This is a genomic window from Candidatus Woesearchaeota archaeon (assembly GCA_016180285.1).
Lineage (GTDB): Archaea > Nanobdellota > Nanobdellia > Woesearchaeales > JACPBO01 > JACPBO01.
On record JACPBO010000004.1, the window covers coordinates 15,913 to 39,263 of the forward strand.

Genomic DNA, 23,351 nt, shown 5'->3' on the forward strand with positions numbered 1-23,351 from the left:
TTTTACTGATCTATGCTAATAGCCGAAGTATTTAAACCTTTGCGTCAGGCTCTTTTTCTTATTTCCTGCACTCTCCTGTATGTCAAAACTAATAAGCCAAGCCCCAGCATCACTATCGCTGCGCTTTCAACCCATCTCAGTATGCCCTCTCGTTTTCCAAGCACATAAAAGTTTGCAAATCCCTCGCTTATTGTAGCAAAATCTTCCCTGAATCTGACATTCGCAACATATCCGCCTGTAATTGCCTGAGCCGGTATGATGAATTTCTCGGAGCTTTCTGTCTTCTCCAACGGCTCAAGCGAATTCAGGCTGGTGAATGATGAATGAATAGTGTCTAAGTTGGGATCAAAAACCTCTGTCTCAAAATAAGGCCTTTCTATTTTTTCACCGCCGTTTATCACAAGAATTGCCAATCCTACTGGCGAATCCGATGTATAGCGGTCTTTATCTGATGTTATGATTATCGCAGGATAGCTTTCCTCATAAAGCACTGTGATTGTTCTAATTCCATCTGCTTCCATCTCTCCTATTTCTATTGAAATTGAGTCTGCGCCGCCATTGAACTTCAGCCTTTCCCCGAATGCATCTTTGACCTCGATAATCTTGCTATAGCTTATCGGAAGATTTAATCTTATATTCCTGTAAGCTTCTTTTGCAAAGCTTTTCAGATAAATGTCTGTCTTAAATTTTACTTTTTTATTTTCAAGTTTTTCCAGCACTTCTACCTTTTTGTCAACTTCAAGAATCGGCGGCGTCAGCACAGTTATGTCATAAGTTCTTGTTTCCAAAGCTCCAACAACTGTTTCCCAGAAAACAAGGCTGTTGTCTTTTTCAGCCTTCTCATCTATTTTCTGCCCGAATGCATTATAATAGCTTGCATATGCCTGTGTTGAATCAGGGAATACTGTTGTTTCAAATCTTGACTGTATTGGCCTGGAATTCGGGTTATAGACAGTGAATTTCTTCGACCACATTGCAGGCTGCCCGACAACAATTACTTTAGCCAAAGTTAAATTGCTGTCATCTATTTCAAAAGGCTTTGCAGGCTCGGGGATTGTAACATGAACAACGCCGAATGCAGACGAAGATATCTCTTCTCCTGTTGCCGGGTCAACGCCGAACACCTGCATTGGAATTGTGTAAGTGCCAGTTGCAGTTATGTTAAACCTATAGGAGATAACAAGGTAATCGCCGTCTTTCATGGTGCCGTTCCAGAATGTGTTGTTCGGAAGGAATCTGCTGTACTCATATGCATCAACTGGAGTTCCATCCGTCAGCGTAGTTGTTCCATTTACATGAGTTGCATTTATATTAGTTCCATTGACCAATGTTATTGAATTGCTTCCTGAATTGTTGAAATAAACTATCAGGACATTGCTTATTGTAAAGTTAGTTCCATTTACAATATAATCCAGCAATTTTATATCTGCAATCCCGTCAGCAGTTGAGGACTTGTCAACAGCGTCCACCCTTATAGTTGCATTAACGCTGTTTGGCTGCGCAGGGTTGTTTATCTTAAGCTCTTTATACGCATTCAGCCTTTTTGTGGCAACAGTTACATTTGTCAGCGGCATATTCTCCACTATTGGAGTTCCTGACCTGCTCCACATTGTCACATTTCCTGTCATGTTAAAAACAAGCCCTTCCTGAAGGCTTTCGTTGAAGACAAGATCATAGGAAATATTTACCACTTCATTTGTCAGCAAATAGCTCTTATACAGTGATTGGTTCAGGTCTTTTATCACAGCCTTGACATATCCTTCTGCGCTTGCAGTATTATTAACGCAAGTTATTGTAACATTGTTTGTTATCGCTGTCCCGTTAACTGTCACAGCAACAGAGCTGCAGTTTGCATAAAAAATAACAGCAGTTCCATTCACTGATTTCGGCGGATAAACTGAAAATATTGAAAAATTAAGCCCCCTTGCGCTGTTGTCCCCTAAATAAGTTGTGCTATCTCTTATTTTTATTGACTGCTCAGGCAATCCCCTGTCAACTCCAGAATCCGGCAGCATAACTCCGTCAATTGCTTTTGAATTTGAAATGTCAATTATGAAAAGCGAACCCATATCCAATCTCCCCCTTACTTCTGCATCATAGCCCTCGGCCCCGCCCCAGCTAACATTCCAGTCAAAGTATGATGCAAAATAAGGCTTGGTTGTTGTCAAGGTGTCAAGCCAGTCTGTGTATTTCGTTGTGCCTGCGCTTATATTCCCCCATCCAGGAGCTGAATTGCTTGAATTTGCTGTTCCGACAGGCGTCCCATTTGCCAGCACTTGGTAGAGCTTCCATGATCCGACAAGGTAATTCAGGCCGCCGCCGTTTTCATTTGCTGCATTTTTAAAATAGCCCCTTACGCGCCATGTTGATGACGACCCATTCGACGGATTAGTCAATGCCAAATCCACGCCTTGCCTGACAGGCCCTCTGCTGAATTTTACTGTAACATTCATTCCAGTCAATAATTTGCTGTTATCCAAGCCAGACACTGCAGAATTATTGAATGTTGCAACAACTCCTGTTGTGCCTGCTGCATCATTCAGGTTATAGCTTGTTGTGCCGCTGTCTGCAAGATTCCTGTTCGTCCTTACTGTTGCATTTATTGTTATCGTGATATTTCCATACGCAACAATATCGCCTGTCCAGTTCACAAGCTCAGAATCCATACCGCCAGTTGCATTCCTGACAGCCGCTGTTTCATTTCCTCTGAAGCTTATCCACACAGTCCCGTTGAATATCGCAACCCCGGTTACATTGACAACATCATATCCTGTCTGCGTGCTTTGGTCAAATGTTATTGTGACATTTGCAGAATTAAGGCTTCTCCATCCTGAGGGATTCGTTATATTTATTGTTATGTTAAGATTGTTCCAGGATTGGTTTAAGTTGCCTTCATAATTATTGTCAAAAATATTGTCATCATTGTAAACATCTGAGCCGCCAGCATAATTTGACACTGCCATCGAAATATTCAACATTGGGCCATCAGCATTTATTGTGTAAGTATTGCTGTCGCTGCCGCTCGCATTATGGTATAATGTTGAATTGTCATTTGCAGCTCCTGCATAGAAATTCCATATTCTCCCATCTATGTCTGTCCTGTTTGCAATATTCGTTCTGCTGGGCCCGATGCTTGACATATTAAGCCGGACATACTGCAGAACATCAGCAACATTCACAACCCTTATTGCTACTTCGCCCCTGTTGACATTCGTGCCTGTAGAAGTTCCGTTTCTCAGGTAATCCTGCCTGTAAATCTCAGTTATTGTCAGATTCGGGGAAACAGCATAAGCAAAGGGCATAAATGCAAATAGAAATATGATTACCGCTATCCAAAAACCTCCTTTCATCATTCACCAGCTCTTTTATGAATTCCTATTTGATAAAAAAACAAATAAGCGTAAAAATTAAACTTCCTTTAAATCGTCCTCTATCTTTTTGACTTTGCCCATCTTTTCCTTGAGCCTAGACAGTTTATCCTGAAGATCGTCCTTCTTTGCAGCCAGTGCATCTTCCTTCTCCGCCAGTGCAGCTATCTTGTCTTTAACTGCCTTAAACTCGCCTCTTGTTGAAGATATGTCTTTTGAAGTTGAATCAAGCTCAGCCTCAACTTTTGTTCTTATTTCTGCAAGCTTTCCCAGCTCTTCTTCAAGATCATTTATGGCTTCAGAAAGCAATTCTTTTTTTTGCTTGTGCTCCGGCTCTTTTTCAGCTGCTGCTTCCTTTTTCTCTACGCCATTTAAAAAGTCGCGTACGTTTTTTATCAGTTCTGCCACAAAATCACCTTTTAATCATAAATAATACAAGTTATTTATAAATCTTGTCAAAAACCACGCTGTAGCACCGTGCATAAGGTGGTTTTTGAGCATGCTCAAAAATTTTTCACAAATAAAAAAGGGATTGGCTTTCAGCCACCAATCCAAGATTGATGGAAAATTTTTGACATTTTTATTTGCAAAACTAAGTTCTCAAAATATCCCTCCTAAGATTCTTTCCAATACAATCGAAACTCCCAAAAATATCAAAAGAGAGGTTACCATAAATACAGGAACATATTTTATGCCCGACTTCACATCGCCTTTGTTTATAATTGCCACAATCACCGCTGAAAAAAATGATGTTACAAGCAGCGAACAGATGGCAAATATCCTGAAATCTGACGGTGTAATGGCAACATTTGAGAAAGATATTGGAAAGCCTATGGCTGCGGAATTTGACCCGGCTCCTGCTATGCCTGTCATTTTGTTTATTATTGTCAGCAGCTGGCCTGACAATGCGAACAAAAAAGGCGCTGCAAGTATAGTTGCAAATGTTATGAAAATCATATAGGTAGTTACATTTGCTGACATTTCCTTCTTTATTGTCTGCGACTCCTTTATATTGAGCGCAATCTTATTCAGCAGGTCAGCTATCTCGCCCCCGGAATTGATGCCCTCGATTATCAGCGTAACAGACCTTTTCAGCGTATCAGAATCATACCTGTCCGAGAATCTTTGCAATGCATCTTCCAGATCTTCTCCACTCATGGTTTCCTTTGCAACATCTTCAATCTCTTTTGCCAAAACTCCGAAGCGGGGCCTTATTGCGCTCCACAGCGCCCTGTCAATAGGCATTCCTGCCCTTACATTGGAGGCAGTCAGCTGCAGAAAGTCAGGAAGCACCTGCTCTATTGTTACCTTTCTTTTGAAAATTTTCAAGTCAAGAAAAACATAAAAAATAAGCCACAGCAGCAGCAGCAGCGCTATAAAGACAAAGATCCACAGAAAGAACATTGTAAAAATGACATATGCCAGCGTATAGCCGAAATTTGCAGAGAAAAAATACATCAGGTAGAAAGATATTGCAAGGTTGATAATAACGCAGAAGTCAAATATCCATTTTGAAATATTATGCTCTTCCAATGCCAGCCCGGCCCTTTCAAGATAAGCTCTCAGCTTGAGCCTTTTGCGCTCCTTTTTCTTTTCTTCCCTCGACTTTCTCAAATGCGCTATAAGGATCTTTTTCCTACGCTCAACCAAGCTTTCATCGTGCACTTTTGTTTTGAAAATTTGTTTCAGAAAGCTTAATTTTCCTTTGTTGCCGTTATTGTTCGTGTTGTTCATCTTAAAACTCGATAGCCGGCCTCAGCGATTTTATTATTGAAATGAACATGAACTGCACGAATGCGAGCAGCAGAACTCCTGCAAGCAGAACTGCAAGCGTTATTTTAATTGACATGAAAGTTGCAAGCACAATGAGTATTGTCACACCCAGCGAAGGGACTATTACCGTGACTATCATGTAAAACATAGCTAAGGGGTTTAATGTCCTGCCGTATTTTTTCATCTCTATATTCTGCTCTCTTGTAATCTGCTCAATCACATCCCTCAGTGACTTGGCAATATCAGATCCGGTCTTCAGGGAATTTACTATCTGCCACAGCATTCTTCTGAAATCGTCAGATGGTGTGTACTCGATAGATTCATTCAGCGCATCCTCCAATGTTGTTCCAATCTCAACTTTGTCAGTTATTTCCTTGAAATAAATTCCAATATCCTTGTAGCTGTTCGCAACATTCTTTATTGCATCGTACAGGCTGATGCCTGACTCAAGCTCTATTATCAGAAATCTGCCTGCAAAAATAATTTCCTTGCTTATCTGCTTTCTCCTCTTGAATATTTTTACCTCAGGCAGCTTTGACAGGTAAAGGAAGACCAGCAGGAAAATAAAGGGCGCAATAAATATAAGCAAAGCGAGCTTAAAGCTGGTTTTCGAAAGCAAGGCAGTAATAAAAAACATCAGCCCGGTTGTCAGATAAAAGCTGCTGACTAATGTGTTCTTTACAAACTCCTCAGGCTCTTCCACCATTCCTGCCTGCTTTAGCTTGTCCCTTAAGCCAGGCATCAGGGAGGCAAGCCTTTTGATCAGGATATTGTCTATTTTAAACCACCCAATAATTTATTTTTATTCACAAATGCCATTAAATTATCCTTGTCAGTATAATATTCGGCCATAACCCTGCCAACGCTTTCAACAGTGTTGATCTTATTGCCAACCAGGTATTTCAGCACCTTTTCCTTGATTTTTAAATCATCTTCTATCTCTTTTTTTGAAAGCCCAGTGTACAGCTGCAATGTGTTAAAAAGCGCAACAGGCTTGTTGACATTCTGAAGTATATCCTTGTAAGTGTCAAACTGGACAAGTATATTTGGCCTTGCATCAGGCAGTATCTCTGCAATCTGGAATGTCCTCCTTATCCCTGTTCTCCTGTTTCTGTACTGTACAACTATCATTGAAATTGCAGGCAGCATTGTCTTTGGCACTTCAATCGGCGGGCTTGTCAGCCTTGTTATTGTTTCCTGCACATTGTTTGCATGGACAGTCGCGTAAACGCTGTGCCCGGTATGTATCGCTTCAAATAAAACTTCTGCTTCCCTTTTTCTCCTTATTTCTCCGACAATTATCCTGTCCGGCCTCATCCTTAATGAATTGACCAGCAAGTCAAGCATTGATATCTCCCCTTTGCCTTCTATATTTGGCAGCCTTGTGACCATGGGTATCCAGTGCAAAAAGCTCGGCAGCTGCAATTCTCTTGTGTCTTCTATGCTTATTATTCTCTGATTGGGAGGAAAAAATACAGACATGACATTCAATGCTGATGTTTTTCCGGTAGCTGTTCCGCCGGTTATTAAAGTAGAGAGCTCGTACTGCACAGCAAGCCATATGAGCGAAGCAGCTAAAGCCGAGATTGTATTGGTTTCGATAAAATCTGTTATAGTCCATGGCTTTGATGCGAATTTTCTGAAAGTTATCGTGTTCCCCTTTGCCGATATCGGAGACAATGTTGCATTGACCCTGTCCCCGGTTTCCAGGTTGGCATCCATTAATGGCGCAAGGACAGTAATCTGCTTTCCGACCTTTCTTCCAATCATTGTTGCGTAATGGGTGATCTGCTCTTCACTGGCAACCTTTATGTTTGTTTTCAGCCACCCGTATTTTCTGTGGTAAACCCAGACAGCTTCATCAGCATTATTGATGGCAACCTCTTCCAGATTTGCATCACCCATAAGGATTTCCAAATTGCCGAGCCCAAGGCTTCTCTGAATAAGGTATGTCGTAAGAAATGCTGTTGTCTTTTCGTCAACATCAGGAAAGTACCTCTTTACAAGGACTGCAATCATGTCCCTGAATTTCTCCTCTATAATGCCTGCCTTTTTTATATCTGCAATTTCAACTATGCCCAGGCTGACTTCCTTTATAAGCTCCTGCCTTATCTTCTCGAGTATTATTTCAGTGTTCTTGCTTATTGCTGCAATTGAAATCTCGTATATCGGAACATACTCTCCTGCCTTTGCGTATATCTTTACAGAAATAGGCATGTCGCTTGAGAGAAACTTATATTCGTCTTTTATTGCCATTGGCCACCTCTTTTTTATCTTACAATGAATTATCTCAACAAACTGGTTATCTTCTCAATATCGCTTTCATATTCGGATTTCTTTTTATTTATCTCGCTGAATTTTTTGTCAAGTTCCTTGGCATAGCCTTTGACATCTCCGCTCTTGCTTGAAGCTGCAAAAGCCTGCGCCCTTTTTATAAGCTGGTTCAGTTCAATCTGCAAATCGTGCTTCTGGTGCTCAAGGTCGCTCATCATTTTGTAAACATTTAATTTTTTGTTGAAAAATTCCTCAAATTTTTTTGAAATTTCTTTGCCTTTTTTAACATCAAAGCCAATAGCATATTTTTTTTCCTTTAGTTTTTCAAGTATGCCGGAGCGCGATTTAATAATGTCCTTTTCTCTGGCTTTGCTTTCTTCAGCAAGCGCGCGGGCTTTCTTTTGCTCCTCTTCGATTTCTTCTTCCACCTGTTTAGCCAAGTTCTTTAAATTATCAATATGATTCCTTTCATTGTAAATCAGCTGACTATCTTCTTTTGCCCTATCCTCAATTTTGCTTATCATTATTTTAAAATTTTCCAGCTTTTTAGCTATCAGCTTTTCTTTTCCCTGAAGCTTATTTATATCGCACTCTTCGTTTTTTATGTTCTTCCTTACATTCTTCTCTTCTACTACGATTTCTTTCACAATATCCCTGTATTTTTCCTGCTCTTTTTTCATCGTATTCTGAGACTCAATGATTTTATCAGCATAATCGTGCTTTTGCTTTATCAGATCAGCATCAAGATTCTTCTTTAACTCTTCAAGCTTTTCAAGCTCTTCAACTTCGCCTCTGACATGCTCAACTTCAGAGCCTATTTCATTTTTTATTTTTTTAAACTGATCTTCCGCGGTTTTAAAGGAAGTGGACTCCTTATCAAGGCTCTTCAAAACAATCTCTGCTTTTCTTACAAAAACGTCTTTTCTTCTTTCAAATTCCTTTTCCTTTTCCTTGATTTCCCTGTTGTTTAATTTCTTTTCCTGCAAATATGCTGTTGCAAACTTGTATTCTATGCTTATTATGCCTTCCTCTTCAAGAAAATCAGCCCATTCTTCAACAACATCTTCCGACACGCCGAGTTTTTCAGCGGCATCTGGCACAGAGATCCTGCCAGCCTTCTTTATAAGCTCGACTAATTTATCTACTCCTGTCTCTATCATCCTCGTTTCTTCCATGTGATTTATCTGTAATGTTCATGTTTAAAAAGCTTTCTATGATGGTCTATATCTGAGCATAGCAGCTAATTCTCAGAAATCCGATCAATATGGCCTTATTAAGATGATTGAAATAAAGAAATATAAATTGATTAAAGCAGCGTTAACTAAGCTGTTGTTAGTCTTTATTTCTTATTTTTTTGGCCAATTTTTCAAGAGCTTTATCATCTGCTCTCGCATAATCATGTGAAGAAATGTATCCCTCGTACTTCTTGAAATATTTATTAACATCTGATTTTATAGGTCTCCATTCTTTCATATTTGCAGTCCCATGCATCGGAAATAATTTTGCATGAACATGGTCTATCCCAAAGCCTTCAAAAATCATCGCAGTCCTTCCAACATCTTCAAGTTTTTTGTCAAGCAATTTAGCTGCTTTCTTAGTGGCCATGATAAGTTCTTTCAGTACGTAGTCGGGTAAATCAAACGGATAGCTCGAATAATGTTGCTTTGTAATAATCACCGAACACCCTTCTGTGTTTGGAAAGATGGATAAAAATGCAAGATGTTTTTTATCTTCCCATATTTTATGGCAAGGTGATTCCCCTTTAACAATTTTACAAAATATGCAGTTTTCTTCAATTTTTTTCTGCCCCATACACTTCCAATATTTATTTCATCTTTATAAATCTTACTTTATCCCATTCAAAAATTCTTCTCTGCTTACTTCTATCTCATTTAAAATCTTTTTCAACAGGCCTCTTCCTATATCCCTTCCTGAATGAACTGGAACTACAGTTGCTCTTCCGTCAGGATGCTTAAAATAATTATGGCTGCCATGCTGCCTCACTTCTTCAAAACCTATTTTCTTCAGAATTCTTATTATAGCAAAAGACACAATATTTTAAGCATTATAAACGTGTCTTTTGCTTATTAATAGCGGACAACAATTCTCAATTTTCTTTGTCCGCTATTATAGCTCCTGAGCAGACAACAAAGGAAGCTTCATACTTCAACCTGCACCTGCTGTATGCCTACAAATTCTCCTCCAGGAATCTCCTTCTCTACCTGCAGGCATAATTCAATCGCTTCTCTTATATTTTTCAGCAATTCATCTAGAGTTTTGCCTTGTGTATGGCATCCGCGAAGAGCAGGCACGCTGCCTACATAATATCCATCCTCGTCTTTTTCTATTACTACAGTAAAATTATGTATTTGTTTTCTCATGATGTATAGTAAGTTAAACTCATATTTAAACCTTTCCATATATTCACTTCAAAATGGTGAAAAAACTGAAAGATTTAATATCAGACAGTATTTGCAATAGATAAGTTAGTATGCTCTTTCATTTTGTTTTTGAAGGGGGGTAAAGTCAAACAAACTCCCTCATCACATGCTCTTTTATGATCTCATAGGCAAACATAAAATACCCTACAACATAAAATATCATAAGCAGCATCATGAAAATAAGCATGAAGGCTGAAATGAAGAAATAGCGGCCTGCAATCAGGCTCATTATTGTGTTAACATAATAGACAAAAACGCTTTCAAAAAAGAACCATATATAAAATCCGAAAAACACGAAGCCAATCAACACGCATACAACAAAAAACTTTTTCCTCGCTTCTTTGTCAATGGCCAATAAATAAACGGCTATTCCTGCAATAATGGAAACAACTGCAACGATAATTGCAGAGAGCGGATGCGCAATAAAATTGTTTATTAAAAATCTGCCCTCTGCAATTCCCCTTGTGATTATATCGGCTCCTGTAAGCCCTTCTTTCACCATTATGCTTTGGGGAATGCTTCTTATGCTGAATAAGGGCATTAAAAAGAAAGCTGCAAGAGATGAGCAGATTACGCCAAGCGCAGCCCTGTTCACATGAAGCTCCTTTTTATTGAACATCTTATACCACACAAAGGCAGGCATCAAAAGGAAGAAGACAATTGCAATTATATTGAGCAGATAAATTATAAATGCAGAAATGTTATTAAGCAGAACAGCCCCCATATCATTCATCATGAGGCCGAATATAGGGCTATGCCCTGCTCCGAGCCTCGCAAGAAACACATCATCCTTTATTCCAAAAATATAGGGAATGACAAAATTCCCAAAATCTGTAAGAAGGTGGAGCGCAAGCAGCCCTCCAACCCCTAAAAAAACACCTCTTTTGTAATGAAACAGGCTGACAAATCCCTTGTACAGCTTGTCTCCGAAATCGCCTGCCTTGTAAATCAGGTGCTCTGCTGAAAACTTCTCATAATGCCTCATCACAATGAACAGGTAAGCCACAAGCCCAATAACAATAATCGGCGAATCAAGCAGGAATATGAGCCAGCCTTCAAGCAAGTTGAAAACAGCGACAAAAAACCCGCTCAATACAATCAACACAACAAAAAATCTTGCCAAAAGCCCATAAGCTCCGCTTATTTTTCCTTCCTCAGATATCACATCCATGAAGCTTGGCTTTTTGATTTCAATTTTAAACGCAGCGTATATTGAAATTATCAGCAGCAGAATTCCTCCTGAATAAATTCCGAGGTTATCAAGAAATGCCGCATTCGATTCCATTGCGCTCAGCGCTTCCTTGAAAAAATACATTTGTTCTGCAGCAGCGCCTGCATATGTGGTGAAATCCTTTATCACAAGCAAAAAATAGGCCGCTATTATCGCAAGGTCAATAGCATTTTTTCTGCTTCCAAATATGATTTTTGTAAAGCTTACTTTGTATAAAATATACCCCAACGCAGCCCATGATGTCAGCTTCTGCACAACATCCAAATCGCCTTTCAGCAGCCTGAATGCATCAAGTATGTTGAGCGCAATAATCATTACAAGGATTATTTCTTCAACTCTATGGCTTATTTTTTCATTCATAGTAGAAGCTAGCTCTTTACAATGATGCCTGATTTTGTTATGAGCATTGGAATCTCGCCCTGCCTGTGCGCTGTTCTTCTCATCTTTAAAATCTCAATAGAGCGGTGGCATTTCTTTGAATCCTCAAGAACGTCTAAAATGACCACAGAGTCGCATACAAACTCCTCTACATTGAACCTGCTTATTCTCTTCAGCTCCCTATTTTCAGGATCGCGAACCTCTCCGACTATCTCTGATGTTATTATTGCTGTGCACTCGAGTTTTTTCAGCTGCGTGGAAAGCGAATACAGGGCCTTTCTTATTTCATATTCATTTCCGAATGCCATTCCGAATGCGGATGTGCTGTCTATTACAACCCTTTTCGCATTAATCCTCTGCACTTCGCTTATCAGCCTCGTCTGAAAATCCTCAAGCTCATAAGGATAATAATAAAGAAAAGCGCATTGCCCATTTTCTTCGCATTTGGTAAAATCCCAGCCAAAGTTTTCAGCATCGCCTTTCAAATCTTCAAGGTCTTCTTCAAAAGAAATAAACAGGCCTTTATCTCCCTTTTTTATTCCTTCATGTATAAACTGCATCCCGAAAATTGTTTTTCCGGTTCCGGCACCGCCTGTAACTAGGTTGACGCTTCTCGCCAGCAAGCCGCCTTCGCAGAGCCTGTCAAATCCAGGAATCCCTGATGCAAGCCTTCTGTTGTTTTGCAATAATTTTCCGGCTGTTTTCAGTTTTTCTCTTTTTTTAGCCATCTAACCCCTTCATCTTTCAGATGCAATGTCTAAAAATGACTTCAATGCGACAATAAATCCGCCTGACGCTATGAACACAGTTAAATTCTGCAGCATCTTGCTTAACGCGTCATTAAAAACAGGCACTTTCTCAAGCACAGAGTTAAAGCTTGAAAATATGGCTATCATTGTTATTGTTGCAACAAGGTAGAGCATCTTCTCTTTGTCTGTTATATTCAGCAGGCCAACAACTAGGCCGAGAATTGCTATAATTATCACTTCAATTGCAGCATATTCCGCAGGAAGATTGAATGCTCCCATTACAATTGCGATTACAGCTCCCACAAGAAAAGAAGCAATGCCCATCTTCTCCAAAAAAGTTCCCTTTGACTTTGACATTTTTCACCTCTTTGAACAATATGATTTTATAGTGTTATCTTAACTACAGTTATATTTAAAACTTGCTGTTTGTATTATAAACCAATAGCCAAGAATATTTGGTTTTTGCTTATATTATAAACAATTTTATCCCGCGCAGCCTGCGCTGTATGCGCTCAAATGAGCTGTATCGAGCTTGAACCATGAATAGCTGCCCGCAGTCTCATTCACAGTGCAGTAAGCCAGTGTTGAGTTGCTGAAATACAGGTAATCAACCCCGCTTCTTGCATAGATCGGAATTTCCTGGGCGCTGAACTCATCCAAATTAACAAGGCTCTCTATTCCGTTTGCATCTGAATTGAATTTTCCCTCTAAGCGCATTAAAAAATTAGGGGCTGTTATTGATGGAATGTAGCGTGAATTAAGCAGATGGCCTATCAGCTCAGCATCGCTGAAATATGTTATATTTGACCTTGAAATTATGTTTGTAACCCTTCCATAGCTGTATATATTGTAAAGCGGATCCTCAAATCCCTCAATGCCTATTTTCGTTGTGACATATTTTGTATTGTTCCACTTGGCCGTGTTCCTTTCATCAGCTATATTTAATGTTATGTTAAGGTCAATGCTGACAAACCACGGCTCCAGCTGGTAAATTTTAATTTTATTTACTGTAAAATCCATGATTATGCCTGTTTTTCCGGCTTCTGCCTTTATCTTATTCATCCAGTCGACAAATGTAGAGCCTTCCATTATGTTTATTTCGGTGCCGTTGTAGCTGCCATTAGTCATAAGCTCGCTAAATGCTAGGCTGGCATTTGTTACAAATGTGCCGCGCGTTACAATAAACTGCTCCAGCCCGAGTATTGACCTGAACCCCGAAATATAAAGCCCGCGCCCCATATCCTTGCCAGCATCGTCTATGAAATTGTCCATTGTGCTTATCCTTGTTTCCACTACAGCCATCTTGTCTCTCAGATTATATCCGGTAATTATCGAAAAAGAAACTAAAATGAGGCCTACAAGCAAAATACCGATTACTGTAAAAAATATGGCCTTCTTCTTCAACGCCATACTCTCACCTCTACTGTTGTAGGGCCCCATAAGCTCGGAACATTGCCTACGCTTATTGTCTCGTTGTTTATTTCAACAGCGCTGACGCTGGCGCCTAAAATAGACCTCAGCCTGGTGGTTGCATCAGCTACAGCTTCCTCTTCTGTTGCAAATGTGCTGCCATATCCTACAAGTGAAGGGACAAAGATCTTATAGCTAAACAAAGTTTCATTTAAAATATAGCAGATGGGGCAGACATCAGACAGGCTTATTGCATTTGTCCCATTAAACAGGTAATTAGGGTCAATGTAAAGCGAGGATGGCGTTGCATCAGGCATCGGAGTCTTGAAAATCTGATGGCCGTTCACTATCGCAGTTATATTCCTGCTCTCAAGCTCAACAAGCCCAACAGCCGCATCAACTACAGAGTCGCCGTCAAAATATTTCTGATACAGGACATTTGTGCTTTTTTGCGTCATGAACTTTTCAGCAACCAGCAGATCTATCTTGCCATACTGCAGCTTTTGGTCATTCAGGTCATAGCTGTATTCTACATAAGATGACTGCTCGGGGTCTTCTTCCGGATCAGAATAAAGCACAGTGCTGTCATCGCCCCAGAAATCATTGTCCGGGAAGCAATTTAAGTAAACAGCAATAGTGTTTGTTCCGTAGCTTAAGTTGCTTGTTATGTTGTATGTTTTTTCAAAATCGCAGTTATTGCCTGTATTGCATGGCGGATCAGTTAAATCAAGCGTTTTATTATTTATGTAAACCTGTATGTTGTCTTTGTTGTCTTTGTTGTATATGCTTTTCCCATGCAGATAAAGCGTTGCGCTCCTGAAGCCCATATATTCCGGCTTCAGCAATGGCATTATTGCCCATGCGCAGCTTTCCAGCTGGCCATGAGCCTGGCTTTCTATGTTGTCAAAATAAACTTTTTTTGTGACTTCTTTGCTCACGCTTCCAATGTAATCTGTCTGGTAGCCCACAATAAGGTGCGTTCCTGGATGAAGATGCGTATGCCACTGCGCCTGCGCATCCAATGTTACCCTTATTTCATTCCATCCAGCATTCAGGCAGCTTATTGGAATTTCTTTCATTCCGAAAAACATATGCGTGTCAGGGGTTGTTCCGGCATCCTGGTAATCGAGCTGTATAAAATCATCCTTGCTGTATTCGCAATCGTCATCATTGTTTATCTCTACCTTATTTTGGTTTGACTGGCTTGTTCCGTAATGCATTGACCAGTAGAAAGTTGCGTTTTTTATATTGGTTGAATTCAGGTAAATCTTTTTCGTGATGAAAACCTTGTCTGTTGAATGCGCGCTTCCTTCCGGCTCGAATGTAAAGACTTCAGTAACATTCTTTCTGACTTTTGTTGCAGTTGCCCTTGCATTATACCCCTTTATTGCAACGTTTTTTGCAATCCCTGAAATAATCTTCTTTGCGCTTACCAGGCTCACGCTGTAATTTGCCGTTCTGTTATAAATCCTCTCTCCGCCTATATAAAGCTCATATCCAGTATTATTTTCAATAAAGCTGTCTATTATATTTTTTGTCAGGTTTGCAGCTTTGCCGCTTTTGTTTGCAGACCAAAGCTCGCCGATCTGTTCTATTATGCTGCTGTTTAAGTCGCTTACATCATTGCCTGCAATCAGGCTCTGCACATAAGTGTTGTTGTCCTTGATTTCGTAAATCTTCAGTTCAGACAATGCATTCAGCAGGTCATACGGCAAGTTTTCAGCAGAGCTTTTCGGAATGTCGCGGATGTAAAAAGACGATGCTATTATTATGCCAAGGATAATTATGCTTGAGCACATCACAGCATCTATTGTGAAAAATATTCCCTTCTTCCTTTTTAATTCCATGAATAAACCACCATTTTCAATAAGCTCGAATTATAAAGCACAATCCTTTCAACTTTTGCAATATTTTTTGCCATCGCATTGCTTATATTTATCAGGCACTTTGCGTTTCCAACAGCCCATGGCCCCGTTATATTTACAACCTCAATATTCACTTGCGGGCTGCCAATTCCGCATGTTGCATTAAGCCTAGGAGCATTTCCGTATTTATCCTCAAAAAAAACAAAGTAATCGCTGCTTGTTCCCAAAAGAAATTTTGACCTGCTGTAATCCAGCGCAGCAAATGAGTTTATCTTGTTCTGGATCAGCCTGTAATTTCCATCTGTAATGCCTATCCTGTTGACATCGAATGTGCTCCAGTTTGCAGGATACCCTTCCTCTATCAGGGATGATGAAATTGCCTTGGCATCGAGCAGCAGGTCCTTTATTGCATTCTTATTTTCAACAGATATATTCCCCGCATACTGATAGTAAATGATCATAGTTATTGAAAAAAGCGCAATAGCTATCATAAAATCCCCATACCAGCTCTGCGCTTTTCTGTTATTCATGTTTAATTTATCTGAACTATTCCACCAGTCTTTTTTATCGTATTGTTTCCTTTGGCCAATGTTCCATTTGCATCAGGAAGCTGAAGCACATAATCATAATTATCAGACTGCGCAATAAGCGTTCTTCCGGTTATTGAAATATTATAGTCTGATGTCTCAAGCCTTTCCGGAATGTCAAATGTTCTCATATACCCGTCATTAACAATAGAAGCCAGCACAATCTCGTTCTGGACCTTATATGCAACATCCTTCAGCAGGATGAACTCTTTCTCTGTATTGAATTCCTTCATTTTTTCTATTGAAGAAGCAAGGAATATCAGCAGCATAATGAATCCAATGCCTACAAAAACAATGAATTCAACAGACACCTGGGCTTTTATGTTCCGACCCATACATAATCCCCCCTCGCTTCAACAACAATGAACTTTATTCCCTGGCTGCTGTCTACGCTGCCCATCATATTTGTGGCTGCAACTGATGTTACATCTGTTATGCCGTTTGCAGTTGCGACCTTGAACCTTACTTCTCTTCCGCTGAAGCTAATCTCCTTGACATTTTCAGGCATATAAAGCTTCAATGTCATCTTTGATGGCTCTCCCAGGTAATAAACAGAATCAGCAGCATCAGTTATCTTTTTTGCGATCTGGTCAGCCTCACCTGTAACAACCTGGTCTTTTGTGGAAATGCCCTGCTTGTAGAATATGACTATCAGTGGGATCAGCACAAGTGCAACAAAGCCGATTATTATCATGTATTCTGTGCTGGCCTGCCCTCTTTTTTTCATGAAACACCTCTGTCAATACTCTCTTTAACTTTTTTAATAAAGCTTTCGGTTTTGAGGAGCTCAGGCATTAAGTCTGGCAGTGTTATTCACAGAAAGGATATTCATAAAAAATAAAGATAAATTGCCAACAGCTAAGAAGGAAAAGCACAGGTATATGAGCTTTAAGCTGTGATCCTTTAACAATGATCTTTAAGCTTTTATCTCTAAGGCATCACATCCCATCATTGCCCATTTTAGTATGGTGTTTGTGTACAGCATTTATCCTATACGCAAATAAAAAATCCTCTCGGATTTTTTAAGCCTCAAACTTGTTCCAAGTTTGAGCAATCATAGATTTGGCATAAGACAAATCCTGCACGCCCATGCTTACCCTCAAAACTGCCGGCAATCTTACCTATCTGAGATAGATAAGCTTAATCGCGTAATTGAGTTGTCCAGTTTGCCATCTGTATTTTATTATCAAGCTGGACTTTTTCAATCTCCAACTTTTCTATTTCGTCCTCTATTTTAAGTTCATCTAGTTGAGCTACCATTTCTTTCTCATCTTTGTCTCTAAAGATATAGCTCCTTCTTTTCTCAAATAAAGAGCTTAAATGAGCCAGCTTGCTTCGCATATCATTAACTTTAACTATTGCTTCAGCCAATGTTATCTTTTCTCCATTAACTGCTGTATCTAAGTTTGTTTTTTGCACCTTAATTTTTAGCTTCCTGATTTCTTCAATTTTCTCGTCTATCTCATCAGACAGCTTTTTTGGGTCAAATTTTGTTTTTTTGCCTTCTTCTGCATAGATGTTTTCTTTTCTCAGCAATATTAGTCTTGCTAATTTGCTTTTTTCTTTCTTTAATTTGCTTAACGCTTCACCAAGTTTCATATTATCAGTCCTCATCTATTTTCTCTACAAAACCATACATTGTTTTTTTCACAAATCTTATAATAAACCCGTTTTTATCAACAATTTTGAATATTGCAACATCGCCAATCTTAATATGATACGCTTTAACAATATCGTCTGGTATAGGCATTATCAAATCGCCATTCTTTGCTTTTCTAATGGCAACGATATAGCGTCTCTTTAGCTTGAATCTTTTATCGCGCTCTCTGTAAGGTATTAGTTGAACTTTTTTCATTTAATTTTCTCATTACCACTAACAACTCATTTAAATAGCCAGTACGTATGTTTTTACACCCACAAAAACATACACGTAACATTTAAATATTGGTTGTGTTTTATAGCGTATATTACTAGTGCGGTGCGGCTGGGATTTGCACCTTTTTAGGTTTTGAACCCAGATTCCCTGTCAGGAAGATACCTTTCAAGTATCCTCCATACCAAATTAGGCGACCGCACCTTTACACTTTATAACTAATTAAACTCGAATCTATCCGTGAGTCAGACAGATGCTCTTTCCAAACTAAGCTACACGCCCTTTACACTTCTCTTTTTGATCTAAATATGCTAAAATAACTGGTCGGTTATCTCCGTCTTTAGCCAAATAACAGTACAATGCCTGGCCTTTTTCCAAGCCACATCCAATCGCGACTAACTTGTTGATAGAAATACTCAAAGTAGATCTTTTTTGAGTTATCTTGCTTTTCCAGCCTATGTTTTGGAAAGTTATTTTCATTTTCAATTATATTTACGGCGCCGAGGGAGGGATTTTCAGCAACCCCTACAGTTAGCATTTGAACCCTCATAGCGTTGTGGGTTAACGCTAACTGGATCATAAGTCCAGCGTCTTAAGTCAGACTCGACCACCTCGGCTTTACCGATAATTTTATATATTAGTTGAACAATACTTTCTTTGTGGGTTAACGCTAATTGTTTCAAGTCTAGTGTCTTGGCCATTCTCGGCCACTTTACTTTTCGTTTTTTATATGTCATGCGGTAATTTAGTAATTACCATAGTTGGTAACCAATATAGAGAACAATAAATATATAAATCTTTCGGTTCTTAATGATGGTTATGGAAATGCACCCGGCAAAAAGAGAAAAAATAATACACAGCAGGATTATTGAGTTTCTTAAAAATAACCCTAAGGGTTTGACTATGACTCATATAGTTAGGGGCACGAGGTTCTCCAGAAAAGCCATTGAAAAGCATTTGGAGATGCTTATTCTTGAGAATGAGATTTATATGAAGCAATTTGGAGTTACAAAAGTTTATTATCCCAACCACAGAATTCGGCACCTTGATTTTGAAAAGCTGGATTACAGCAATAGGACAATATGGTTTGATATTCTAGAGAATGAATTTGGAAGGTATCTTTTAATACAGAAAAATAAAAAAGTTGAAAATGAATGGGTTCATGAGCATTCCATCACCATACCTTTAGAGCAGAGCGAAGAATTCCTGAAAGTTTTAGGCAGGATGTTGCACTCGCAGAGAATGGAGAGATTAATTAACAGATAAATATCTTTTGCTAAAACCCGCCAGCCACATTTTAAGTAATAACTGCAGCAATATAGAAATTTATATAAACCAAGAGTGATTTAGTCAAGGAATAATGCATATCGGGGTGGTCTGATGGGTAAAAAAATATTTTTTCTAGCTTTATTTGTGTTGGTTTTGTCGAATATAAGTTTTGTCCTAGCTGATGACTGGCCCACGTTCGGGCATGACGCAGCAAGGAACAGCTGGGCGCTTTCATTTGCCCCTGATTATGACCTTTACAGCTCAACTGGACTGACGGGCAGCATTGCGCTTGCAGCAGGAGATTATGTAGAATCAACTCCGGTTATAAAAAACAATGTGATGTATGTTCTTGCAGGCCAGCTTGATGCCAGCAATCATTTCTCAACTGGAAAGCTCTATGCATTCAACACTGCAACAAATGCAAAAATATGGGAAGTGAGCTTTGCTTTGGACCAGAGCCCAAAAGTTACTCCGACAGTGAGTGATGACGCCTCAACAATATGCCATGGTGGAGGCAGTGTATTTTATTGCAGGAATGCGTCAGATGGAACAATATTTTGGAGTTATGCAGACGCATATGCGGGAAATTTTATTTACTCCCCCGCCATCAGCAATGGAAGAGTGTGGGCAACAACAAGGGGCAATCCTCCAATGATTTATGCATTTAATCTAACTGATGGAACAGTGCTGTTCAGCAAAATTGATTGCGATGGCTGCGGTGATGCGGTATACAATCCTGTTCTGTCAGCAGGAACGCTATATTTTGCAGGAGAAAGCACATCGCCATGCTCAGGCGGCGTAGTTATGGCGCTTGATGAAAATGCTGCAGCGGTCAAATGGGCGTATACAAGCGATGTAGGGGCAATATCCCTTAATACTCCGTCTGTGCATAATGACAAAGTATTCATAGGAGTTGAAAACCAATGCGAAGGAATCAGCACAAAGGGCTATTTGCTTGCCTTGAGCAAAAATGACGGCTCACTTTTATGGAGGGCTGCCATCCCTGTTGCAGGGCAGCATTTCATCAGCAGTATGCCTGCTGTTTATGCAAACAAGGTCATAATTGCATCAAGGGATGAAGCCAATACAAACCATTATGTATTCGCATTTAACGAATCTTCAGGTGCAGTATTATGGCAGTCAGCAAACATGGCATATGCTGTTGGCGGCCCTGTTTCTGTTGCAGACAGCAAAGTGGTTGTAAGCGGAGCTGATTCAAGAAAAATCAATGTTTTCAGCACGCTAAACGGAACTTTGTTATGGAGCAATACTGCATCAGGCGATGTTTATTCAGCCCCTTCAATTGTGAATGGCACTGTTTACACCGGCACAACTTCCACTGCAGGAACAAACGTTGTTGAGCTTTTAAAGTCAGACACAACATATGAAGGCAGCGTTTCATTAAGCCCGCTGAAAACTGCAACAATAGATGCAAGTGCAAATTCAGATGCCATAATACAAATAACGCCTAAGTCGACCTTGCTGACAACTGCATCAGGCACCATCAATATTTCAGAATTCCTGCAGCAGACAACATTGACATTAGGCGTAACGCAGCTGAACAAATATATTAACATAAAAGCAGATCCAACGATAACAAACAACATGCTTTCCGCCACTATTAAAATATATTACACAGATGATGAGATCGCAGCTGCCGGCATTGATGAAAACAGCCTGAAGCTTTACGCTGTTGTTGGCAACACAACTGTTCTCACTGCGAATTCAGGAGTTGATAAAGTGAATAATTTTGTCTATGGCACAACAACAACATTCAGCTCATATGGCGCAGCAGGAAACATAAAGGATTATGACAATGACGGAATAGCTGATTTCAATGACAATTGCGTCAGCTCAAGCAATGCTGATCAAGCAGACTCGGATCAAGATGGCATTGGAGATGCATGCGACAACTGCATTAATGCTGCAAATCCCGACCAATCTAATGCAGATAACGACACTATTGGAAATGCATGCGATACAGATGATGACAATGACGGCGTTTTGGATGTTGCTGACAACTGCAGAATTGCAGCAAATTCAGATCAAGCAGATTCCGATGCTGACGGTGCTGATGGAATAGGAGATGCATGCGACAACTGCATGGATATCAACAATACAGAACAGGCAGATGCTGATAAAGACGGGCATGGAGATGCGTGCGATAGCTGCTCAAAAATCTATGGGGCATATCATGATGCTCCAAGCAGCAACATAAAAGATGTGATCTATGCAATAGACGGCTCTGTAATTGCAAAAGGAACAAAGAACAGCCTTACGTCAAAGCTTGATGGCGCAGTTTCATCCCTAAGCAGAAATCAGCTCAGCAATGCAAGAAGAAAGCTGGATTCATTTATCAGCGAGCTTGACAGGCTTTACAAGCAGAGAAAATTAGGGAGCGGGCCTGAGTCAAATGAGGAAACGTATGGCGCATTGAGAGGATGCGCAGGCATCATAAAAGGACAGATACGGTAACTAAGCCAGCAGCCATTTCCATAATGGAATGAAGTTAACAGTTGCCTTATCGCCAAACCATTTATTGGAAATTAAGTAAAAAATTTCTTATCTATAACTTAATTTCCAATATACCAAAAAAGTTGAAAATGAGAAATTTTCAACTTTTTTCAGTATAACTATTTCTTCTGCTTCATAATCCTCCGTTATAATTAAAATATTATTGCACTTCAAAACATAATGCAATATAGTTTACAAATTTTTGTATTTTGATGCAATAAATTTTAACTTACATATTAGGATTTTTTCCTTATTTTATTGGTTTTTTACTTACATAATAAGATTTTTATTTTAATTTAAATAGCTATTTTAAGATTATTTACTTACATATTAGGAAAATAATGGGTGATGACTTGCTTCCCTTTTACTTACATAATAAGAAAAAAATCGAAATCTTTATATATAGACTACTTACAAAGTAGTACTGAGTAAATTGAACGCCGCAGAAAAAAGAGATGCAGAGTTAGCTGGAAATAGAGGCAGCGCTTTTCATATCAGAAAGCTTGTAAAATTCTGCAATATTCTGGTGATTTTGATTTTAGTTTCTGTTGCTTTGTTCAGGCTCTTCACTTTAATAAATCCCTCTATAACGGGCTTTGCAGTTGTGCATGGAGAATATTCGCAGGATCTCAACCTCACAATAAGCCAGAGCTCTGAGCAGGTTGTTGCTTTGCAGAATCCCGGCGAGCTGTCTTCTCTTAAGATAAGCGGGAATGTGATTGGAAAAGGAACAGCAAGGGTTTATTTAAAGGTTAATGATGCACGGTTTTTAATTTTTGATAATAGCTTAAGCAAAAATAATAATCTTATAACAGCGAATCAAACAAATAACCCTCCTTTATGGATATCTGAAATTTCGTCATTTGCAGTTGATCAAGGAACCTCATTAGCCCTTAATCTGAGCAATTACTTTTCTGATGCAGACAACGACACGATTTCTTATCTGGCTTCAAGCAATGAAAATGTCGATGTTGTCATTGACAATTTTGTTTCGCTGATGACAATAACTCCGAAGCCTGAATTTTCAGGGAATAGCTCAATAATATTATTTGCAGGCGATGGAAAAGAGCTTACAACAAAGGAAATAACAATAATTGTAAACCCTGCTGTTATAACTAACTTTGAATTTGAATGCGCTGAAACATGCTTCTTGAACAATATAACAACAGATGAAATAACATTAATTACGGAGCTTGAAAATGCCAGCTTGCAGATAAATTCAATAAATTATAATGTATTCGAAACAGTTTTAAATGAGACAATAAGCAACATTTCCAATGTTTCAATAAAACAGAATATTACGAATATAACTAATGAAACAATTCCTGCTTTAGAAATAACAAATGTTACAATTAAAAAATCCAAAAAAACCGAGGTTGATAAGAGCTTCAAGGCTGCTGAAAATGCTGAGTTTGAGCTTGAATTCGTCAAGGAAACAGAGCTGATAAAAGAGAATAAAGCCATAAACAGAAAGAATTTTGAAAAGAGATTAAATAAATGGGCTGCTGAAAATGAAACAGTTGAAGCGAATGTCATTTATAATTTCAATAATAAAAAAATAAGCTTTGATGTTGAGATTGAGGAATTAAGAGAAGGCAAATTTTTCTTTAATATTATTA

22 protein-coding genes and 2 tRNA genes are annotated in these 23,351 nt (G+C 39.1%); 3 read left to right on the top strand and 21 right to left on the bottom strand.

What is annotated here, in order from left to right; translation table 11 throughout:
- Window positions 1–44: 44 nt before the first annotated feature.
- The 21 genes from HYU07_00930 to HYU07_01030 all read right to left on the bottom strand — a co-directional run bounded on the left by HYU07_00930 (window position 45) and on the right by HYU07_01030 (window position 18,566).
- Entirely contained in the window at window positions 45–3,353 is a 3,309-nt protein-coding gene (locus HYU07_00930; GenBank protein ID MBI2128780.1) for a hypothetical protein, read from the bottom strand.
- A gap of 54 nt (window positions 3,354–3,407) precedes the next feature.
- Entirely contained in the window at window positions 3,408–3,776 is a 369-nt protein-coding gene (locus tag HYU07_00935; protein MBI2128781.1) for a hypothetical protein, read from the bottom strand.
- A gap of 192 nt (window positions 3,777–3,968) precedes the next feature.
- Entirely contained in the window at window positions 3,969–5,102 is a 1,134-nt protein-coding gene (locus tag HYU07_00940; protein ID MBI2128782.1) for a type II secretion system F family protein, read from the bottom strand.
- 1 nt (window position 5,103) lies between these two features.
- Window positions 5,104–5,883: a type II secretion system F family protein gene (locus tag HYU07_00945; GenBank protein MBI2128783.1), complete on the bottom strand. Its 780-nt coding sequence runs from the start codon at window positions 5,881–5,883 to the stop codon at window positions 5,104–5,106.
- A gap of 32 nt (window positions 5,884–5,915) precedes the next feature.
- Window positions 5,916–7,397 carry a type II/IV secretion system ATPase subunit gene (locus tag HYU07_00950; protein MBI2128784.1) on the bottom strand — a complete coding sequence of 494 codons (1,482 nt, stop codon included), beginning with the start codon at window positions 7,395–7,397 and terminating at the stop codon, window positions 5,916–5,918.
- Window positions 7,398–7,426: 29 nt separating this feature from the next.
- A complete protein-coding gene (locus HYU07_00955; protein MBI2128785.1) occupies window positions 7,427–8,590 on the bottom strand; it encodes a hypothetical protein in 1,164 nt (387 codons plus the stop codon).
- Between the two features lie 157 nt (window positions 8,591–8,747).
- Window positions 8,748–9,227, bottom strand: a complete 480-nt coding sequence (locus tag HYU07_00960; protein ID MBI2128786.1) for an HIT domain-containing protein — start codon at window positions 9,225–9,227, stop codon at window positions 8,748–8,750.
- 33 nt (window positions 9,228–9,260) lie between these two features.
- Complete coding sequence (locus tag HYU07_00965; protein MBI2128787.1) at window positions 9,261–9,470, bottom strand: type II toxin-antitoxin system HicA family toxin; 210 nt, start codon at window positions 9,468–9,470, stop codon at window positions 9,261–9,263.
- 104 nt (window positions 9,471–9,574) lie between these two features.
- Window positions 9,575–9,796 (bottom strand): type II toxin-antitoxin system HicB family antitoxin, encoded by a 222-nt coding sequence (locus HYU07_00970; GenBank protein ID MBI2128788.1) that lies wholly within the window; start codon window positions 9,794–9,796, stop codon window positions 9,575–9,577.
- A gap of 145 nt (window positions 9,797–9,941) precedes the next feature.
- Complete coding sequence (locus HYU07_00975; protein ID MBI2128789.1) at window positions 9,942–11,447, bottom strand: hypothetical protein; 1,506 nt, start codon at window positions 11,445–11,447, stop codon at window positions 9,942–9,944.
- A gap of 8 nt (window positions 11,448–11,455) precedes the next feature.
- Window positions 11,456–12,193 carry a hypothetical protein gene (locus HYU07_00980; protein ID MBI2128790.1) on the bottom strand — a complete coding sequence of 246 codons (738 nt, stop codon included), beginning with the start codon at window positions 12,191–12,193 and terminating at the stop codon, window positions 11,456–11,458.
- 9 nt (window positions 12,194–12,202) lie between these two features.
- Window positions 12,203–12,571, bottom strand: coding sequence for a hypothetical protein (locus tag HYU07_00985; GenBank protein ID MBI2128791.1), 369 nt, complete (start codon window positions 12,569–12,571; stop codon window positions 12,203–12,205).
- Between the two features lie 126 nt (window positions 12,572–12,697).
- Window positions 12,698–13,624 (bottom strand): hypothetical protein, encoded by a 927-nt coding sequence (locus HYU07_00990; GenBank protein ID MBI2128792.1) that lies wholly within the window; start codon window positions 13,622–13,624, stop codon window positions 12,698–12,700.
- Window positions 13,615–15,471 (bottom strand): hypothetical protein, encoded by a 1,857-nt coding sequence (locus HYU07_00995; protein ID MBI2128793.1) that lies wholly within the window; start codon window positions 15,469–15,471, stop codon window positions 13,615–13,617. The genes HYU07_00990 and HYU07_00995 overlap by 10 nt, the downstream gene beginning before the upstream one ends.
- Window positions 15,462–16,019, bottom strand: a complete 558-nt coding sequence (locus tag HYU07_01000; GenBank protein MBI2128794.1) for a hypothetical protein — start codon at window positions 16,017–16,019, stop codon at window positions 15,462–15,464. Before HYU07_01000 ends, HYU07_00995 begins: the two co-directional genes overlap by 10 nt.
- A gap of 2 nt (window positions 16,020–16,021) precedes the next feature.
- On the bottom strand, window positions 16,022–16,411 hold the full coding sequence (locus tag HYU07_01005) for a hypothetical protein (GenBank protein MBI2128795.1): 390 nt from the start codon (window positions 16,409–16,411) through the stop codon (window positions 16,022–16,024).
- Window positions 16,396–16,803 (bottom strand): hypothetical protein, encoded by a 408-nt coding sequence (locus HYU07_01010; protein MBI2128796.1) that lies wholly within the window; start codon window positions 16,801–16,803, stop codon window positions 16,396–16,398. Before HYU07_01010 ends, HYU07_01005 begins: the two co-directional genes overlap by 16 nt.
- Before the next feature lie 413 nt (window positions 16,804–17,216).
- The gene (locus tag HYU07_01015; GenBank protein MBI2128797.1) at window positions 17,217–17,675 is read right to left on the bottom strand and encodes a DIP1984 family protein; all 459 of its coding nucleotides are present in this window, start codon (window positions 17,673–17,675) and stop codon (window positions 17,217–17,219) included.
- 4 nt (window positions 17,676–17,679) lie between these two features.
- Window positions 17,680–17,931: a hypothetical protein gene (locus tag HYU07_01020; protein MBI2128798.1), complete on the bottom strand. Its 252-nt coding sequence runs from the start codon at window positions 17,929–17,931 to the stop codon at window positions 17,680–17,682.
- 121 nt (window positions 17,932–18,052) lie between these two features.
- A tRNA-Phe gene (locus tag HYU07_01025) sits at window positions 18,053–18,153 on the bottom strand.
- A 294-nt stretch (window positions 18,154–18,447) separates the two neighbouring features.
- A tRNA-Ile gene (locus HYU07_01030) sits at window positions 18,448–18,566 on the bottom strand.
- Window positions 18,567–18,768: 202 nt separating this feature from the next.
- On the opposite strand from HYU07_01030, the gene HYU07_01035 reads away from it, so the two are divergent.
- From HYU07_01035 to HYU07_01045, 3 genes are all read left to right on the top strand, one after another.
- A complete protein-coding gene (locus HYU07_01035; GenBank protein MBI2128799.1) occupies window positions 18,769–19,215 on the top strand; it encodes a hypothetical protein in 447 nt (148 codons plus the stop codon).
- A 114-nt stretch (window positions 19,216–19,329) separates the two neighbouring features.
- Entirely contained in the window at window positions 19,330–21,693 is a 2,364-nt protein-coding gene (locus HYU07_01040; GenBank protein MBI2128800.1) for a PQQ-binding-like beta-propeller repeat protein, read from the top strand.
- A 472-nt stretch (window positions 21,694–22,165) separates the two neighbouring features.
- Window positions 22,166–23,351 (top strand): hypothetical protein (locus HYU07_01045; GenBank protein MBI2128801.1); only part of this gene is annotated, 1,186 nt, incomplete at its 3' end.